The organism is uncultured Agrobacterium sp., from assembly GCF_913777885.1.
Lineage (GTDB): Bacteria > Pseudomonadota > Alphaproteobacteria > Rhizobiales > Rhizobiaceae > Agrobacterium.
In genome coordinates this window covers 83913-101791 of sequence record NZ_CAJYTV010000015.1, presented here as the reverse complement: position 1 = coordinate 101791, position 17879 = coordinate 83913, and the positions used below count along the sequence as shown (strand labels likewise).

Sequence of the window (17879 nt, the reverse complement as noted above, 5' to 3'; positions counted from 1 at the left end):
TATGGTTGCATTTTTCGTTCACGCGCGACACGGCATGTTTAAATGCTGGTGTGAAAAAAGTGACGCGTTTACCTTTGTGGATGCCGTCAAGCCATGACCATTGGTTCTGCTCGGCAAACAGAGATAAGATCAGTTTGGATTTTTGATAATCAATGACTTACGTGGAGTTATTTGACGGTCGATGGTTCACATCCCATCAAGACCTCACTTGTATCTATGACGAGATATTCTCAGCCTACGAGCGCCATAAGCGCGCGAACTTCTCTGCGGCGCATGTTTCGTGCGAGACACGCGACATGTTCTACAAATGTCTCCTCGATCTCAACGATGGGAAGGCGCAAGACGGCGGGGTCGTCGCGAGTCACGGCGAGTTCGAACATGAAACCGATACCCAGGCCTTGCAGTACGGCCTCATAGACAGCCTCGCGTTCACCAAGACGTAACGCCGGCTCCAGATCAAGACCGGCAACCTTCATCGCGCGGTTCACCGCCGTCTGTGTCAGAGAATGTTCCGTGCGGAATATCAGCGACTGATCGGCCAGTTCATGCAACGATATCGGTTTGCCGCGAACCGCGAGCGCATGTCTGGCGGGAACGAGTGCGATGGGGCGCTGCTCCATATAGGCCACCCGGTTAAGCGCCTCATCCTCCGGGACGCCAGTCAGGATGATCGCATCGCAACGCTGTTCGTAAAGCGCCGTCGTCACCTGATGCCAGTTGCCGAAGCTCGCATTGATCCTGACACCGGGATAGTGGCGACGGAATTCCGAGAGAAGAGCCATGGCCGGATTGGGGGCGCCACACATGACATTGAGCTCCCCTGTTTTCAGCGCACTCGACGAACCGAGGATGTCGGCAGCAACCTCCTCGATGACGTTCAGCTCCCGAGTTTCCTGGAACAGCGATTTGGCCAGCGACGTCATTCTCGCGCCGTCGCCTCTGCGCTCGAACAGAAGCACGCCGTAGCTCTGTTCCATCGCCTTCACCTGTGCCGTGACAGCGGGCTGGCTGAGCCCGAGGCGGCGGGCGGCAGACGAAAAACTGCCTTCCTTTGCCACGGCGTTGAACGCACGCAACTGGGCGTAACTGAGCTTGGAGCGCATGGCAGACGGTTGCTTCCGATGAATGGTAATCTGATGGGCGGTATAAATTGAATTTATAATGCGTCATTCGGATGTAAAATTTATGAAATACCTCCCCGGCCATCGAATGAACTTTCAGGACTTCAATCATGGCCGGCGTAAACATCAGATCTGTCGCGAAGACATTCGGGGAAACCCAGGTTCTCAAGGGCGTCGATCTGGATATCCGCGATGGCGAATTCATCTCTCTGGTCGGCCCGTCCGGCTGCGGCAAGTCCACATTGCTGCGTATTATCGCGGGGCTGGAACAACAGAGCGATGGCAATATTCTGCTCGATGGCACCGTTGTCGACCGGATGCGACCACGCGACCGCGATCTCGCCATGGTCTTTCAGTCCTACGCTCTCTATCCGCATCTGACGGTGGCAGAAAACATTGCCGTGCCATTGCTCATGCGGCGCCTCAATACGACCGAGCGTTCGTTGGTCGGAGGACTTCTCCCGTCCGGCAGGGCAAAACGCGAGGAAATTGCCGAAGAGGTGGCGAAGGTATGCGATGCGCTGTCCATCTCCATGCTGAAGGACCGCAAACCGGCGGCACTTTCCGGCGGACAGCGCCAGCGTGTAGCGCTTGCCCGCGCCATGGTTCGCAAGCCGAGCGCCTTCCTGATGGACGAGCCGCTTTCCAATCTCGACGCCAAGATGCGTGTGCAGGCGAGGGGCGAGATCGCTGCGCTTCACCGCCAGTTGGGCTCCACCTTCATCTATGTCACGCACGATCAGGCCGAGGCGATGACGATGTCGGATCGCATTGCGGTGATGATGGGCGGTGAAATCCTTCAGGTCGATACGCCAGACCAGATCTATCAGATGCCGCAGGATCTGCGTGTCGCCGAGTTCATCGGCAGCCCGAAAATCAACGTCCTGCAGGCGGCGATGTCAGAAAATGGCGCTCTGTCGCTCACCTCCGCAGATACCGCCAGCAATCACGTGCATGCAGCTTTTAGGCCGGAAGCGGCGCGGCTTGCAGGTGAGGTTGAGGCTCCGCTTGGCGGCACCATCCACCATATCGAGAATCTCGGCGCCGACCTGTTCGTTCAGGTGACGACAGCGAACGGTGATCTCGTCATCGTGCGTTGCGATCCGGCCGGCATTCGCCCGGCGATTGGTGACAAGGTCGGCATCCGCGTGGACGAGACGCGTCTGCATGTTTTCGGCACCGACAACAGACGCATCGCCGGTGCCTTTCGGCTGGAGGGCGGCCGATGAGCCTTTCCGCCAGCCAGAGCCGCGCCGGCCTCGCCCTCATCGCGCCCGCATCCGTGTTGGCGCTCCTTTTCCTGATCGCGCCGCTCTCCTCGATCTTCGTGCTGGCCTTTACCGACTACCAGCTAGGCGACCGCAGCCTGCGGTTCGTCGGGCTTGGGAATTTCAGGGCGTTGGCAGGCGATTCAACCTTCTGGAAGTCTTTGAGCAACACGCTGATCTATTCAGCCGTCGTGGTGCCGGGCTCGATGTTGCTCGGCCTTGTCAGCGCGCTTCTGATCGATGCCGGCACTTCGCTGCGATCCTTCTATCGCACCGCTTTCTTCCTACCCGTCATGGCGAGCCTTCTTGCCATGGCCGTGGTCTGGGAATTCATGCTGCATCCGAGCTTCGGTATCGTCAACGCTACGATGAAGGCGCTGGGGTTTGCTCCGCATAACTGGCTGAAGGACGGCGGGATCGCGCTCTACGTGCTCGCGATCATCGGCATCTGGCAGAGTTTTGGTTTCAACATGGTCCTGTTTATGGCCGGTCTCTCCGCCATCCCGCGCGATCTCTATGACGCGGCCGAAATGGATGGCACGCCGAATGCTTGGGCGAGGTTCAAGCTGATCACATGGCCGCTGCTGGCACCCGTGACCATCTTCGTCGCCGTCACCTCCGTTATCCGCTCGTTCCAGGTCTTCGACACGGTGCATGCGCTGACCCAAGGCGGTCCCAACAAGGCGACCGAAGTGCTGCTCTACACGATCTACGCAGAAGGCTTCGAGTTCTTCCGCAGCGGTCATGCAGCGGCCATCACCATCGTCTTCATCATGCTCGTTGTCGGTGTCAGCCTACTGCGCTTCGTGTCCCTCAAGAAAAATGGAGCAAGCGCATGACGGCCCGTTCCTTCGCGACCTCGGCCTTTCGCCATGCAGCCCTGCTTTCGATCGCCACTTTTGCGCTTCTGCCTTTTGCGGTGATGGTCTCGACCTCGATCAAGCCGGCCAACGAGATTTTTTCCGATACGGTGCGTTGGTGGCCGCAAAAGCCCGCGATCATCGAGAACTATTCGGAAGCGTTTTCTGCTGCCCCGCTGCTGCTCTATTTGGTCAATGGCGTTGTCGTCACGGCGGCGATCTTTTTCCTGCAGGTGCTGGTCGCTTTGCCGGCCGCCTACGCGCTCGCCAAACTGCGCTTTTTCGGTCGCCATGTCGCCTTCGGTTTCGTGCTCTTCTGCCTGCTGATCCCCTATCAGGCGATCGCCGTTCCGCTGTTCATCCTGCTTTATTATGTCGGTCTGCTCGACAGCTACAGCGCGCTGGTCCTGCCCTTCACCATCTCCGTCTTCGGTATTTTCCTGATGCGGCAGTTCTTCATGGGCGTACCAGATGATCTGGTCGATGCGGCCCGCATGGACGGCATGTCCGAATTGTCGATCGTCTGGCGCGTCATGCTGCCGGCAGCGGTTCCCGCACTCACGGCTTTCGGCGTCTTCTCGGTCGTTGCCCACTGGAACGATTATTTCTGGCCGCTGGTCGCCGTATCGAGCGACAGCTATTTCACGCCGCCGCTCGGCATCGTGGCCTTCCGCAATGCAGAAGCCGGCAACGATTTTGGCCCGCTCATGGCGGCCGCGACCATCATCGTCGCTCCGCTTCTCGCCCTGTTCCTCCTGGCGCAACGGCGCTTCATCGAAGGCATCGCCTTCACCGGTATCAAATAACCGCAACCCAACATCCATCCACGACTGGAGAATATGAATGAGAATGATCCTGACCGCCGCAGCGTTGTCGCTGACGGCTTCCATGGCGCTTGCCCAGACCACGATCACCGTGCAGTATCCCTATCCCGAACTGTTCGACGAGACCCAGAAGCAGCTCGCCGAAGCGTTCAGCAAGAAGCATCCTGACATCAAGGTCGAATTCCGCACGCCCTACAAGGAATACGAGGATGCCGCACAGCGCGTGTTGCGCGAAGGCATCACCGGCAATGTGCCGGACGTCACCTTCCAGGGCCTGAACCGTGTTCGCGTGCTGGCAGACAAGGAAATCGCCGTCTCGCTCGATGACTTCATCGCCAACGAGAAGGATTTTGACGCCGAGGGCTACCATGACGGCATGCGTCAGGCCGGCGCCGTCAACGGCAAGGTCTATGGCCTTCCTTTCGCGATCTCGCTGCCGATCGTCTATTACAACATGGATCTGGTGAAGAAGGCCGGTCTCGACGAAAACAGCCTGCCGAAGAGCTGGGACGAAATCATCGCGCTTGCCAAGAAGATCAATGCTCAGGGCGAAGCCAACGGTGTGATGGCCGAATGGTCGATCACCGGCAACTGGCTGTGGCAGGCCATGGTCTTCGCCAATGGCGGCGCGATGCTGAACGCCGACGAAACCAAGGTTGCCTTTGATGGCGATGCCGGCAAGCAGGCGATCGAAACGCTGGCACGTCTTGCCACTGAAGCCAAGTCGCCAAACATGACGGCCAACGACATGCTGGCCGCATTCTCGGCCGGCAAGATCGGTGTCATGGTCACCACCACCTCGCGCGTCAACGCCGTCACCAGGCAGGTCGGTGAGAAATTCGAACTGAAGACCGGCACCTATCCGGATATCAAGGACGGTGTCACGCGTCTGCCGGCCGGCGGCAATGTCGCCATCATCACGGCGAAGTCCGAGGAGAAGCAGAAGGCGGCGTGGGAATTCTTGAAATTCGCCACCGGCCCGGAAGGCGGCGCGATCATGGTCCGGACCACCGGCTACATGGCGCCCAACACCAAGGCCGCTGACCTGCTGAGGGATTTTTACACCCAGAATCCGAACCAGGCCGTCGCTCTTTCCGAGCTTCCTTACCTGACCGGCTGGTACGCTTTCCCGGGCGATAACGGCCTGAAAATCACCGACGTGATCAAGGATCACATGCAGTCGATCATGGATGGCACCCGCGCCAAGGAAGCCCAGTCCGTACTTGCCGAGATGGCTGCCGACACCCAGGCGCTTCTGCCGCGTCGCTGATTACCGCCAGCCCGCCGCGTGGCCGCCCAAGCCGGCCACGCGGCGATCGTTCAAAAAAGGATATCCGTTATGAAGCTCATTCACCTGACCGACACGCATTTCGTCCCACAACCCGCAACGCTCTTCGGCCTCGATCCGCGCGAGCGTTTCGATGCGGCACTGAAGAGCATCACGATGGAACATTCCGACGCCGACCTGCTCGTCATCACCGGCGATCTCGCCCATTGGGGTGAAATCCCGGCCTATGAAGAGCTTCAGAAGCATCTCGCGACAAGCCCGATCGCAAAGGTGCTGCTTATCGGTAATCACGACGAACGGACGGCATTCCGCAGCGTCTTTCCGCATGCCATGGACGACGGCAACGGCTTCGTGCAGGGCAGCCGCGTCGTGGATGGTCATCGGCTGATATTCCTCGACACCAAGCAGGAGGGAACCCATGCCGGTGCCTATTGCGAGGCCCGGTGCGCCTGGCTCGAAAAGGAGCTCGCCGAAAGCCAGGAACCGGTCCTGCTGTTCATGCATCATCCCGCCTTTCCGGTCGGCATTTCCTCTATGGACATGCTTGCCCAGCAGGATGCCGACGCGCTTTGGCTGGTACTTGAGCCGCACGCCACACGCATCCGCCACATCTTCCTCGGTCACATCCACCGGCCGATCTTCGGCAATTGGCACGGCATTTCCTTCTCGCTCATTCCCGGCCTCAACCATCAGGTTCCGCTCGCGCTTTATCCGCATGGCGACGATATTCCTGGAAGCCATGAGCCGCCGGCCTATGCCGTCGTCTCGGTGAATGAGGATAGTCTCGTCGTGCACCTGAATTACTTTCTCGATGCCACCCGGCGCTTCCCGCTCGATGGTGACGAGATCAAGGGGCGCGAATACGCGTTGGGCTTTCCCATTTCGAACGACTGACGTCGAGATCCTGTTTTTCAAGACGAAACCGCAGGCAGATCACTGCCTGCGGCTTGGCGTCCTGCAACTTTGAAACTAATCGACATGCACGAATTTCACGACGCTGACGGCGTCCTCTTCGATCTCGACGGAACGCTCGTTAGTGGCGGCAAGGTTCTGCCTTGGGCGCACGGGCTGATCGAGCAAAGCCGCGGACGATTTGCCATTGTAACCAATGATGCAGAGCATACTGCGGTCCAGATTGCCGCCCTGTTGCAGTCCCTCGGCATTCCTGTGTCGCAAGACCGCATCGTGGCTGCCGGAATGGAGGCCCTCCGTCAGGTTTCAGTGGACATGCCCGGCGCCCGCCTGCTCATTGCGGCAAGCCGCTCATTGCAGGACTATGCGACAGATCTTGGACTTGAGGTGACGGACGTCGAGCCCGATGTGGTGTTGATTGGTCGTGACCGTGCCTTTTCCTACGACAAGATCAGGACACTATCGAATGCTGTATTGGCTGGTGCACAACTGGTTGTCTGCAATCCAGATAAAACCCATCCAGCAGCCGACGGATCTGTCGTGCCGGAGACCGGCGCCCTCGCCGCTTCAGTTCTTGCATGTACCGGTCCGGTTCCACATCATGTCATTGGCAAGCCCCAGCCGGGATTGTTTCTGTCTGGAATGGCTTTGATTGGCAGCACTCCGACAAGAACACTCATGGTCGGCGATAATCCGGAAACCGATGGGAAAGGAGCAGCGGGTGTTGGTATCCGCTTTGTTCGAGTAGGTTTTGAGCATGGCGAAGAAGATTGGCTTCCGTAGGGTATCTTGATCGAGCCGGGAAACGCTGCAGGCTGCCAAGGTTCGATCGAACCAAAAGCCAAACTCGAAGCGTCGTTGACAGCGGGTCGACGGTTCGTGTCCTTTCAAGAGCTTTACGGAGATTTTGTCGTGCCAGACCATGACTTGGGTGCCACGGGACTATACGACTTGGTCCTTCAGCCGCCGAAATCGTTCGAGGGTGGAAGTGGGAACTGCCGGACTTATTCCCGCTGACTATCTCGTCCGGCAATGGCCCCGCGCCGAACGATGCGCGCGCCATGACCATGAAACAGGTGCATTAGCGTGCAGGCGAGCAGCAGGAGATACGGCGCCAGCCCGAGCGCATACGCCCAGTGTTCGCGCAGAATGAAGAAGGCAACGACGATGACGAGCGAGGCAGCCATCAGAATCCATGTGCGAGACGAGTTCATAGATTCATGCTCCTCAGTCTGAGTGAGTTGGCGATCACGCTGACCGATGAAAGGGCCATTGCCGCGGCGGCGATGATCGGCGACAGAAGAAGCCCGAACGTCGGGTATAAGACACCCGCCGCGACTGGAATTCCGGCGGCGTTGTATATGAACGCGAAGAACAGGTTCTGGCGGATGTTCCGCATCGTCATCCGGCTCAACTGCCGGGCGCGGGCGATGCCCTGCAGGTCGCCCTTCAGAAGGGTCACCCCGGCGCTTTCGATCGCAACGTCGGTGCCTGTCCCCATGGCAATGCCGACATCCGCTGCCGCCAGTGCGGGAGCGTCGTTCACGCCGTCCCCGGCCATGGCGACGATGCGCCCCTCTTTCCGGAGTCGGGCGACGATCTTGCTCTTGTCCTCCGGCAGGACTTCGGCCTCGACTTCGGTAATGTCAAGCTTCCGCGCCACAGCCTCGGCGGTCGTCCGGTTGTCACCAGTCAGCATGACCACCCGAACGTTTTCATTCACCAGCGTCCTGACTGCGTCAGACGTGGTCGCCTTGATCGGATCTGCTATGGCGAACAGGCCTACCACAACGTTGTCAGCCGCCATGAAGATGACAGTCGCGCCTTCGCCGCGCAGCTCTTCGGCCGTCGATGCCATCGCTGACACATCGACACTGGCCTCCCCCATGATCCGGTGGCTGCCCAGAATTAGCTTCCTGTCTTCGACCGTGCCCGTCACACCCTTACCCACCGGGCTGTCGAAGTCCTGTGCGTCGCCGAGCGGGATTTTGCGCTCATTGGCCGCGTTTACGATCGCCAACGCCAGCGGGTGCTCGCTCGACCGCTCCAAGGTGGCAGCGAGCCTGAGAAGGTCCACTTCGGAAATGCCCTCGCGGGGTGCAATCGCGGTAACTTTGGGGTGGCCTTCGGTCAGAGTTCCGGTCTTGTCGACGACCAAGGTGTCGATCTTTTCGAAGCGTTCAAGAGCCTCGGCGTTCTTTATGAGCACGCCGAGCCTTGCGCCTCGGCCCACTCCCACCATGATGGACATCGGAGTTGCTAGACCCAGTGCACAGGGGCAGGCGATGATTAGGACCGCCACCGCCGCTATGAGGCCATGCGCAAACCGCGGCTCCGGCCCGACCAGCATCCAGATAATGAAGGACAAGACGGCGACCGCGATCACCACGGGGACGAACCAGCCGGACACTTCGTCCGCAAGCCGCTGAATGGGAGCGCGGGACCGTTGCGCTTCAGCCACCATCCTGACGATCTGGGACAGCATGGTGTCGCGCCCGACCTTGCCTGCCTCCATGATGAAGCCGCCAGTCTGGTTCATGGTACCCCCGATCAGGTTGGCTCCGACCGCCTTGGTCACAGGCATCGACTCCCCCGTGATCATAGACTCATCGACGGAGCTTCGACCCTCAAGCAGTGTGCCGTCGACGGGCACCTTCTCCCCCGGACGTACCCGCAGCCTGTCTCCCACGGCGACCGCGTCAAGTCCGATGTCCTCGTCGGTTCCGTCTGCTTTCACGCGTCGCGCGACTTTCGGTGCCAGATCAAGCAGCGCCCGGATTGCGCCACCCGTCTGCTCGCGCGCCCGAAGCTCGAGCACCTGGCCGAGCAGCACCAGAACCGTGATGACGGCGGCCGCCTCGAAATAGACCGCGACCGTACCCTCGGCCGAGCGCAGGCTTTCCGGAAACGCTCCTGGCAGGACCGTCCCGACGACGCTGTAGATCCACGCGACACCCGTACCCATCGCGATGAGGGTGAACATATTCAGATGGCGCGTCACCAGGGACTGCCAGCCGCGCTCGAAGAAAGGCCAGCCCGCCCATAGAACGACGGGAGTGGCCAGAACCATCTGAATCCAGTTGGATGTCTGCGGCCCGAGCAGCATGTGCAGGTTCGTCAGGTGCCCGCCCATTTCCAACGCGAGGACGGGAAGCGCCAGCACGAGGCCGATCCAGAACCTGCGTCGCATGTCGAGAAGTTCGGGGCTTGGGCCGGAACCGATCGTCGGTGATTCCGGTTCGAGTGTCATTCCGCAGATCGGGCAATTGCCTGGCCCGGTCTGCCTGACCTGTGGGTGCATCGGGCACGTGAAGATTGTTCCTTGCCCGGTGGGCGGCTGATGCCCCTTGAGAGGAACCACATTGTCCTCGTGGTGCCCATTCTCGCGATCGTGGTGGTGAGGATGTCCATGATGGTCGTGTGCCATGTCGGTCTCCTGATCAGATCGCGCCGTTGTAGGAAACATAGGTCATCATCCCCGTCGCCATGTGATACAGATGGTGGCAGTGCAGTGGCCAGTTGCCGGGATTGCCCGTATCGAACTCCACCGCGACCTCTGCCATCGGGGGCAGGAGGACGGTGTCCCGGACAGCCCCGCTGATATCACGGCCGTTGACGCGCAAGACCTGGAAGTGGTGCCCGTGCAGGTGCATGGGGTGCGCCATCATCGACATGTTCCGCATCGTCAGGCGAACTCGCTTGTCCTTGGAAACTTTCAGCGGTGCACCCGGCGATATGCTCCAAGTGTATGCGGCCATGTCACCTCCCAGTGTCAGTGTGAACTGATGGTCGGGCACGCGCGGGGAAATAGGTCTCCTTGCGCGGAGCTGCTGCTCGAGACCGAGATCGAGAACAGGCCCTGGGCCTGAAGAGGTGGTGCCGATCTTCGCGACAGTCGCGCCGCTGGTTGCGAGGACAATTCCGGTCTGCTCCGTCGCGCCTTCGCGGAGAGCGAGGATCGGATATGAACCGGAACCTGCTGGAAGCTCGAGCCGGATGTCCAGGCGCTGGCCCATTGAGATCGGGAAGCGGCTTCCCGCCACGGGCTCGACATCGATGCCGTCCACGGCGATCAGATTGCCGACGATCGCTCCCGTATCGACCGTGAATGCAGTGGCAGTCGCTCCGTTGATGATGCGAAGCCGAACGCGCCCCCCTTTCTCGGTTCTGATGACCTCGGGATCGTCCAGCGTGCGGTCGTTGGCGAGATATGCGTCGTATTCGATGTCGTTCAGGTCTGGTGACGACATCCTTTTCATCGGCATACTCATCGTCGACATGCCTGTCATCGGCATCTGGTGCCCCTGCATGTTCGTCATAGTCTGCATCATGTTCTGTTGGCCCGACTGCATCCCTCCGTGGCCGGAACTGCCGCCCTTCAAGGTTTCCAACAGCTCCTCGGGTGACTTGAAGGAAAAGTCATGTAGCAGGACCACGACTTCCTGTTCGTCCCGGCTTCTGTCTTCGGCCGTCCGGACGATGAGCGGTGCCGCAAGCAGGCTCTGCTCCTGAAGCGTATGGGCATGCATCCAGTGTGTGCCGCCGGGTCCGACAGGGAAGGCGTATTCCCGACTCTGTCCGGCAGGGAGCGGCGCGGCCGGATTTTCCGGTACGCCGTCCATGTCCCACGGCGGTGTCAAGCCGTGCCAGTGGATGAGCGTGTCCTCCTTGGACTCGTTGATAAGGCGGACATTGAAGTCCGAGCCTGCATCAAGGACCAGACCGGGCCTGCTGTTGCGGTCGGCCAGCCCGTAGACGGTGGCGGCCTTGCCGTTCACCTCCAGGGTTCTGGTTCCGATGATGAGATCCACGGCGGCTGGATTCGCAAACGCACTTCTGGAATTGAGGATGGGAGAGACGGCTGCCGCCCCTGCGGCCAGCGTCTTCAGAAATTGACGGCGATACATGATATGCCTCTTTGTCCTTGTCGGCATGCCGACATTGCTGATGATGGTTTTCCGCTGGAAGGCGGACGGATTCATCAGGCGGGGGACTGCGGGGGCTTAAGGGCAGGCGAGGGGGCTACCCCGGTCAGATGATCCTGCAGATCCGAGGTTCGGGTGAGCAGCATCGACACGGACGACAACTCGGTCGGCGTGGGAAGGATAAGCAGACAAACGGCGCAGATTGTGCTGCAGCAAGCCTGATCGGCAAGCACGGTCTTCGTTTTCGAATCATGGTCGCCGCTATGCTGATATCCGACGGAAACACTGGTCTCGGTAGAGCAGGTGTGATGAGCAGCCGCTTGGGAAGCGGGCGCGCTGAAGAGGACGGCGACGGCAACAAAGACCACGCAAATCCTCAACATCAGCGGTGAAAGCTTCCGCAGGTTCATCTTGTTCTGCCCAGTTTCGCACGGGAACAATCTACCGCGCTAGGATACGCTTGCGTTGATCTTCATCAAGTGGGTCGGAGATGCATCACGGCATCTCCGATTGGCATCAGTTAACAGCACGGGTCACATTGCGTGGCCGCCAATGAAGCCCAGGGTGGCCGCCGCCATCCAGATCGCCATAGCGATCATCATCAAGTTCTCGGTGAGCGAGATGAAACCCAGCGGGACATTGCTGGATCCGCCCACGCATGCGCATTTCAGCTCCCTCTTGTCGATGTAGACGGCCTTGAAGACCGACACTGCGCCAATGGTGCCGATGAAAAGGGCGACGGGGATGGAGATCCAGTTGAGGGCGCCCGCCACCATAAGAATGCCCGCGAGACCTTCCGCATAAGGGTAGACGTAGCCATAGGGAACCCACCGTTTCGCGAGCAGATCATAGTTCAGGAACATGGTGGCGAAGGTCTCGACGTTCTGGAGCTTCAGAAGCGCGAGCACGACCATCGAGAAGGCGATGAACCATTCAGCCGCTCTCAGCGTGAAAGGATCGCCGCTGACCGCATAGCTTGTCGCCATCGCTGTCAGCGCGGTCATGGCAAAGAGCACGATGACTGGGCGGTAGGTCGTCGCCTTGGGATCGGCAACCTTCTTGCCCAGAAACCTGCGCAGGTCATCATGTCCGCCGACGCGCCTGCCGTCGATGAACACTTGCGGCGTGGTTGCGACATCGTGCTCCTTCTTGAACGCGTCGGTCTCCTCGCGCGTCTCTAGGTGATGGTCTTCGACCTCGTAGCCGGAACGCTCGAGCAGATATTTGGCCTTCAAGCCGTAAGGGCACGTATGGCCCGGCATCACCATGCGGTAGATGGCCGCCTTCTTCGTGTTCTGGACCTTGTCCAACATTTCACGTCTCCTTTGTCTTGTGAAACCGTTGGTATGACCATACGTTGCGTACCGTGGTACGGAGTCAACAGCCAATGGACATGACGATTGGAAAACTCGCTGCGGCCGGAAACGTAGGGGTCGAGACGATTCGCTTCTATCAGCGGCGAGGGCTGTTGACGACACCGAAGAAGCACGTGGGTGTCCGGCACTACGGGGAGGATGATCTCCGCCGCCTCAGGTTCGTCAGACAGGCGCAGACCGCGGGGTTCACGCTTGAGGAAATCAAGGAACTCATGGATCTTGATGCCGGAGACGATCGGGAAACCGCGCGCAGGCTTGCGAAAGTTCGGCTCGAGGCCCTCGAAGCCCGCATCGCCGAACTGGATCAGGCGAGGAATGCGCTCAAACGGCTCGTCGGAGAGTGCGCCTCCGAAAAGACCGGGCCATGCCCGATCCTGTCATCGTTCGGAATCTAAGAGGCTCGGTCACTTCGGCCTGATGGCGAGGTAGACATAAGGCGCACCGCCATTCTTCGGTATCGCCATGACTTCGTAGGATGCACCAGGATCAGTGCCCATGCCAAGGGATCCCTTCGGCATGCCTGCGACAGCCAGACCTGCGAGCGCTGGCCTTTCCGCGAGCAGTCGTTGCGCGGCCTCCAGAGGAACGTGTCCTTCGAGGAAGTATCCGTTCACGGTCGCGGTATGGCATCCCTGCATGGATGCGGGGATTTTCAGCCTCGCCCTGATTGCGTCCATGTCGTTCTCATTTCTGAGATCGACTTCGAAGCCCGCATCGGCAAACGCAGAAGCCCACGCCTCGCAACAGCCGCAGTAGGGATCCTTATGGACAACCAGTTTTGGCATGCTTGCCACGGCCGCGCCAGGGAGAAGCACCGCCGACGCTGCCATGCAGATGAATTGCCTACGTTTCATCGTCTCTTCCTTTCCTAGTGCCCGCACCATGCAGACCCACCGTATTCTAACGGATAATCTGTCGCGTACGCATTCGCTGTGTTATACTGGCGTGATAGTACCGGGAGGTGCTCATGTGCCGCATCAGTATTCTTGTCGCAGCATCCGCAGTCCTATTTTCAAGCGCTCAAGCCGAAGAACGCCAGCCCTTCCACATTGCCCGTTTTTCCGACAGCAGAACCATCAGCCTCGCCATAACATCGTCCATGAGGCCAGATGACATGCAGTACGACTACGAAGTCGGAATCGGCCTAACGGAGATGTCGCCGGGCGGGGATACCCTCTTCGTGGACCATAGCGCGCATGCCGTCCGGGTAAGATGCGAAGCACCTGGAGCAGTGAAGGTCGGCCGCTTCACCCATCTCATGCCCCAGCCATCTTTCTCTGGGGACTGGATGCAGGACTTGTGGAAGGTCCTATGCCAGCAGCCCACTTCCTGAGGCTGGCGGCCGCGCCCCCAATCGGCGAGCGCGGCCGCCTCAGCGTCACTTGACCTGGGTGACGGTAAGCTTGCCGTTGACGCGCTCGGCAACGAACTGGACCTTCGCGCCTTCCTTGAGCTTTGTCAGGAGGGCATCGTCCTTGACCTCGAAGACCATGGTCATCGCAGGCATCTCGAGACCCTTGAGCTCTTCATGGATCAGGGTGACCTTCTTTGCCTTTGCGTCGAGCTTCTTCACGGTGCCGTTGGTGAACTCCTGGGCGAACGCGCCGGCTGCAGAGGAGAGGGCGATCGCCGCTGCGAGACCCAGCTTGATGATGTTTTTCATTTTCGAGTTCCTTTCAGGTTACTTGGCGACAGCAACGTCGCCGTGCATGCCAGCGTCGTAGTGGCCGGGAACAAGGCAGGCGATCTTGAACACTCCGTCGTTGGTGAACTTCCAGACGATCTCGCCGGACTTGCCGGACGCGAGCCGGATGGCATTGGGGTCGTCATGTTCCATGTCTGGGAACTTCTCCATGACAGCCTTGTGCTCCATGACCTTGTCTTCCTGGTCGAGAACGAACTCGTGATCGAGCTCGCCTTCGTTCTTGATCGTGAAGCGTACGGTCTGACCCTTGCGGACTTTGAAGTTGTTCGGGGTGAAAACCATCTTGCCGTCCGGTGTCTCCTTCATGCTGACGCGGATGGTCTGCGTGACCTTGGACTTGTCGCCCGGCTCGCCAACGGCCATGGCCTCGCCATGTCCTCCTGCGTGGCTGCCCGATGCGAGAGCAGGAGTAGTGAGGGCGGTTGCCAGAAGCATGCCGATGATTGCATTTCTCATATTTGTTTCCTTTTTGGTTGTTCAGGAGGGGGTGTCAGCCGTGGTTCGAATGCTTCGAAGGTAGCTGCGTCTTCGCGTCTTTTGCCTTAGTCGCGTCGGGCAGGCTGCCCGTCCACTCCCAGGCCTGCGTGCCGGGCGGGTTCTCGTACCAGCCCGGATCGGTGTAATCGCCCGCCGAGATGCCCTCGCGGACCTTCACCACGGAGAACATGCCGCCCATCTCGATGGGGCCATGGGGACCCCAGCCGGTCATCATGGGAACGGTGTTCTCTGGGATTTCCATCGACATCTCGCCCATGTCGGCCATGCCGGCCGTGCCCATCGGCATGTATTCCGGGCGGAACTGTCGGATCTTCTTCGCGACCTCCTTCTTGTCGACCCCGATGAAGGTCGGAATCTCGTGGCCCATCGCGTTCATCGTGTGGTGCGACTTGTGGCAGTGGATCGCCCAGTCGCCGAGATACTTCGCGTCGAACTCGTAGGCTCGCATGGCCCCGACCGGGATGTCGATCGAGACCTCGGGCCAACGGGCCTCCGGCCGTACCCACCCGCCGTCCGTGCAGGTCACCTCGAAATCGTAGCCGTGCATGTGGATCGGATGGTTCGTCATCGTCAGGTTGCCGACGCGCACGCGGACCCTGTCGTTCTTCGACACGACCAGCGGATCGATGCCGGGGAAGACGCGGCTGTTCCAGGTCCAGAGGTTGAAGTCGGTCATCTCCATGACCCTGGGCACGTAGGAACCCGGATCGATGTCGTAGGCGCTCAGCAGGAATACGAAGTCCCGGTCGACGGGCATGAACGTCGGATCCTTGGGATGGACCACGAAGAAGCCCATCATCCCCATCGCCATCTGCACCATCTCGTCGGAGTGCGGGTGGTACATGAACGTCCCGGACTTCACGAGGTCGAACTCGTAAACAAAGGTCTTGCCGACCGGGATGTGCGGCTGCGACAGCCCGCCGACGCCGTCCATGCCCGACGGCAAGATCATTCCATGCCAGTGTACCGTGGTGTGCTCCGGCAGCTTGTTGGTGACGAAGATACGAACCCGGTCGCCTTCGACCGCCTCGATCGTCGGACCCGGCGACTGTCCGTTGTAGCCCCACAGGTATGCGGTCATCCCTTCGGCCATCTCGCGCTCGACGGGCTCGGCCACCAGGTGGAACTCCTTGACCCCGTTGTTCATCCGGAAGGGCAGGGTCCATCCGTTCAGGGTCACCACCGGATTGTAGTCCGGGCCGACCGACGGCTTCACAGGCGTCTGGGTCGCCGCCGATTCCATGACGGCCGCTTCCGGCAGGCCCATGTTCGTCGTCTGGCCCCAGGCCTGGGAGGAGACGAGGGCGGCGGACGCGGCGCCCGCGCCGAGCAATTGTCTTCTGCTGAACATTCTCGTTTCCTTTCTCAATGGCCGCCGGCCGCGGCGGGCTCGGCGGATGCGACCTCGGTCTCGGCTGCGGCAGAACCCGTGCTGCCGCCGTAGATCACGGGGGCGAGGTTCGCTTCGGCCAGCCAGAAGTCACGCTTCGCGTTGACGGCCAGGATGGTGGAGGTGATCTTGTCGCGCGTGTCCGAGATCAGTTCGAACGTGCTGGTGATCATGCCGTTGTAGTTGAGCATCGACTGCTGCTCGATCGCGCTGCGCAGCGGCAGGACGTTGTTGCGGTAGTGGCGGGCGATGTCGTAGTTCGACCTGTAGGCCACATACGCCGACCGCGCCTCCGAGCGCACGTTGACCGCAAGTTGCGCGAGCTGGTTTGCCGACCGCATGTAGGCGAGTTCGCCCTTGCGCAGCCGCGCCTGGCCGGAATCGAAGATCGGGATCGTGAACTCGAGGGCTCCGGTTCTCGAGATGTCGGAGACGATTTTCCCGTCTTCCCGCTCGCGTTCCTTCTCCCATGTCCCGACAAGCTCGATGTCCGTCACGATGCGGGTCGCGTTCGTCAGGTCGTAGGACTTCGCCGCCGCCTGAAGCTCCAGACGCGAGACCTGCAGGTCCATCCGTTTGCGGATGGCTTCGGCCTCGATGTCGTCCCGCTTGATAAGGGTCTTCGGCAGGTTGGGCAGACGGTTCGGTATCTGGAAGTCGACCTCCGTCCCAGACAGCCCCATGAGCCGGACCAGTTCCTCCTTGGCAAGCTTGGCGGTCAACCGGGCCTTGGCCGTGTCGCCCGTCAGCTCGGCATAGAAGACGTGCTCGCGGGCCTGTTCGCCCTTCGGCATCGATCCGGCCTCGCCGATCTTCTTGGCAAGTTCGGAGGAGGCGTCGGCGGCGATCTTCGCCTGGTTCAGATAGGCGACGTTCTCCCATGCCGCGACGGCGTTGATCCACGCCCGCCGCGTGTCGGCGGCAAGCGAGATCGTGGCGATCGCCGCCCTGAGCTGGGCCTGCCGGAAGCGGTTGTCGGCGAGCTTGATGTTCCGGTCGTAGGTGGCAAGTGCAAGGATGTTGGTGGCTATCGCCCCTTCGAGAACCCGGTAAGCTTCCAGACCAGGCGTGCCGATGCCGCTCAGACCAACCGAAAACGTCGGAAACACGGATAGCTGTGTCTGCCATGCGTCGGCGGAACTGTCGCCAAGATCCGCATAGGATGCCTGAAGTCCCTTGTTGTTAAGAAGAGCGACCTGGACGGCTGTCTCAACGTCGATGGTCTTCTTCGCCATTAGCGACTTTACCCGATCACGGGTTGCTTCAGCCTGCTTCTGGTTCTGAATCCAGACGGTCTGTTTACCCGTCGCCTCGCCGCTCTTTAGCGACGCGTTTGCGAACCCTGAGTCAACAGCCGAGTAGTCGGTCGTCACACACCCGGCGGCTACCAATGGCAGAGCGACGGCGGAAATCATCTTGATGTTGCGTAGCATCATTTTCCTCAGCCCTTCTTCTTCGGGGCCTGGGAATCGTTGAGATCCCGCCACGGCTTCGGATCGACGGGAACGCGGTGGGTGTATCCACCAATGGGGCTCTGATAATGGACAGGGCGAGCGTCCGACACAATGTCGGGACTGTCGGCTACGGTTACGACTTCAGGCAGCGTGGACGCGCATCCGCTCACAGCAAGCGGCATGGCAACCACCAGGAACAAACGTTTCATGGTGAGAATCCGAGAATAAGATTGCGTTTGTGCGGCCACGCGGGAGCGC

Annotated in this window: 19 protein-coding genes; 8 read left to right on the top strand and 11 right to left on the bottom strand. The window is 60.2% G+C overall.

Annotation, left to right across the window (positions count from 1 at the left end):
- Nucleotides 1-230: 230 nt before the first annotated feature.
- Complete coding sequence (locus QZ869_RS13520) at nucleotides 231-1103, bottom strand: LysR substrate-binding domain-containing protein (protein WP_112454971.1); 873 nt, start codon at nucleotides 1101-1103, stop codon at nucleotides 231-233.
- A gap of 128 nt (nucleotides 1104-1231) precedes the next feature.
- Here QZ869_RS13520 and QZ869_RS13515 point away from each other — a divergent pair, with 128 nt between their 5' ends.
- The 6 genes from QZ869_RS13515 (at nucleotide 1232) to QZ869_RS13490 (ending at nucleotide 7056) form a co-directional block, all read left to right on the top strand.
- Nucleotides 1232-2350, top strand: coding sequence for an ABC transporter ATP-binding protein (locus QZ869_RS13515; RefSeq protein ID WP_296035830.1), 1119 nt, complete (start codon nucleotides 1232-1234; stop codon nucleotides 2348-2350).
- The gene (locus tag QZ869_RS13510) at nucleotides 2347-3228 is read left to right on the top strand and encodes a carbohydrate ABC transporter permease (protein WP_112454969.1); all 882 of its coding nucleotides are present in this window, start codon (nucleotides 2347-2349) and stop codon (nucleotides 3226-3228) included. The genes QZ869_RS13515 and QZ869_RS13510 overlap by 4 nt, the downstream gene beginning before the upstream one ends.
- Nucleotides 3225-4055: a carbohydrate ABC transporter permease gene (locus tag QZ869_RS13505; RefSeq protein ID WP_296035837.1), complete on the top strand. Its 831-nt coding sequence runs from the start codon at nucleotides 3225-3227 to the stop codon at nucleotides 4053-4055. Before QZ869_RS13510 ends, QZ869_RS13505 begins: the two co-directional genes overlap by 4 nt.
- Nucleotides 4056-4092: 37 nt before the next feature.
- Nucleotides 4093-5343, top strand: coding sequence for an ABC transporter substrate-binding protein (locus tag QZ869_RS13500; protein ID WP_296035842.1), 1251 nt, complete (start codon nucleotides 4093-4095; stop codon nucleotides 5341-5343).
- A gap of 69 nt (nucleotides 5344-5412) precedes the next feature.
- A complete protein-coding gene (locus QZ869_RS13495) occupies nucleotides 5413-6255 on the top strand; it encodes a phosphodiesterase (RefSeq protein ID WP_296035844.1) in 843 nt (280 codons plus the stop codon).
- 84 nt (nucleotides 6256-6339) lie between these two features.
- Nucleotides 6340-7056 (top strand): HAD-IIA family hydrolase, encoded by a 717-nt coding sequence (locus QZ869_RS13490; RefSeq protein WP_296105425.1) that lies wholly within the window; start codon nucleotides 6340-6342, stop codon nucleotides 7054-7056.
- A gap of 221 nt (nucleotides 7057-7277) precedes the next feature.
- Here QZ869_RS13490 and QZ869_RS13485 read toward each other — a convergent pair whose 3' ends face one another.
- The 4 genes from QZ869_RS13485 to QZ869_RS13470 form a co-directional block, all read right to left on the bottom strand.
- On the bottom strand, nucleotides 7278-7487 hold the full coding sequence (locus QZ869_RS13485; RefSeq protein ID WP_296035849.1) for a DUF2933 domain-containing protein: 210 nt from the start codon (nucleotides 7485-7487) through the stop codon (nucleotides 7278-7280).
- Entirely contained in the window at nucleotides 7484-9700 is a 2217-nt protein-coding gene (locus tag QZ869_RS13480) for a copper-translocating P-type ATPase (protein ID WP_296035851.1), read from the bottom strand. Before QZ869_RS13480 ends, QZ869_RS13485 begins: the two co-directional genes overlap by 4 nt.
- Nucleotides 9701-9713: 13 nt before the next feature.
- Nucleotides 9714-11180, bottom strand: a complete 1467-nt coding sequence (locus tag QZ869_RS13475; protein WP_296105421.1) for a multicopper oxidase family protein — start codon at nucleotides 11178-11180, stop codon at nucleotides 9714-9716.
- 551 nt (nucleotides 11181-11731) lie between these two features.
- Complete coding sequence (locus QZ869_RS13470; protein WP_153312724.1) at nucleotides 11732-12511, bottom strand: glutaredoxin family protein; 780 nt, start codon at nucleotides 12509-12511, stop codon at nucleotides 11732-11734.
- 53 nt (nucleotides 12512-12564) lie between these two features.
- Here QZ869_RS13470 and QZ869_RS13465 point away from each other — a divergent pair, with 53 nt between their 5' ends.
- The gene (locus QZ869_RS13465) at nucleotides 12565-12969 is read left to right on the top strand and encodes a MerR family transcriptional regulator (RefSeq protein WP_174046950.1); all 405 of its coding nucleotides are present in this window, start codon (nucleotides 12565-12567) and stop codon (nucleotides 12967-12969) included.
- A gap of 9 nt (nucleotides 12970-12978) precedes the next feature.
- Here QZ869_RS13465 and QZ869_RS13460 read toward each other — a convergent pair whose 3' ends face one another.
- Nucleotides 12979-13428: a DUF411 domain-containing protein gene (locus QZ869_RS13460; protein WP_153312726.1), complete on the bottom strand. Its 450-nt coding sequence runs from the start codon at nucleotides 13426-13428 to the stop codon at nucleotides 12979-12981.
- A gap of 113 nt (nucleotides 13429-13541) precedes the next feature.
- Here QZ869_RS13460 and QZ869_RS13455 point away from each other — a divergent pair, with 113 nt between their 5' ends.
- Nucleotides 13542-13907, top strand: a complete 366-nt coding sequence (locus QZ869_RS13455) for a hypothetical protein (RefSeq protein ID WP_296105419.1) — start codon at nucleotides 13542-13544, stop codon at nucleotides 13905-13907.
- 45 nt (nucleotides 13908-13952) lie between these two features.
- Here the strand turns inward: QZ869_RS13455 and QZ869_RS13450 are convergent, their stop codons facing one another.
- From QZ869_RS13450 to QZ869_RS13430, 5 genes are read right to left on the bottom strand one after another with little or no spacing between them, the layout of a single operon-like run.
- On the bottom strand, nucleotides 13953-14237 hold the full coding sequence (locus QZ869_RS13450; RefSeq protein ID WP_149737031.1) for a copper-binding protein: 285 nt from the start codon (nucleotides 14235-14237) through the stop codon (nucleotides 13953-13955).
- A gap of 18 nt (nucleotides 14238-14255) precedes the next feature.
- Nucleotides 14256-14735: a plastocyanin/azurin family copper-binding protein gene (locus tag QZ869_RS13445; protein WP_153312728.1), complete on the bottom strand. Its 480-nt coding sequence runs from the start codon at nucleotides 14733-14735 to the stop codon at nucleotides 14256-14258.
- Between the two features lie 34 nt (nucleotides 14736-14769).
- Nucleotides 14770-16128: a copper oxidase gene (locus QZ869_RS13440; RefSeq protein WP_072492794.1), complete on the bottom strand. Its 1359-nt coding sequence runs from the start codon at nucleotides 16126-16128 to the stop codon at nucleotides 14770-14772.
- A gap of 14 nt (nucleotides 16129-16142) precedes the next feature.
- Complete coding sequence (locus QZ869_RS13435) at nucleotides 16143-17603, bottom strand: TolC family protein (protein WP_062428054.1); 1461 nt, start codon at nucleotides 17601-17603, stop codon at nucleotides 16143-16145.
- A 5-nt stretch (nucleotides 17604-17608) separates the two neighbouring features.
- On the bottom strand, nucleotides 17609-17830 hold the full coding sequence (locus QZ869_RS13430; RefSeq protein WP_062428055.1) for a hypothetical protein: 222 nt from the start codon (nucleotides 17828-17830) through the stop codon (nucleotides 17609-17611).
- Nucleotides 17831-17879: the final 49 nt, after the last annotated feature.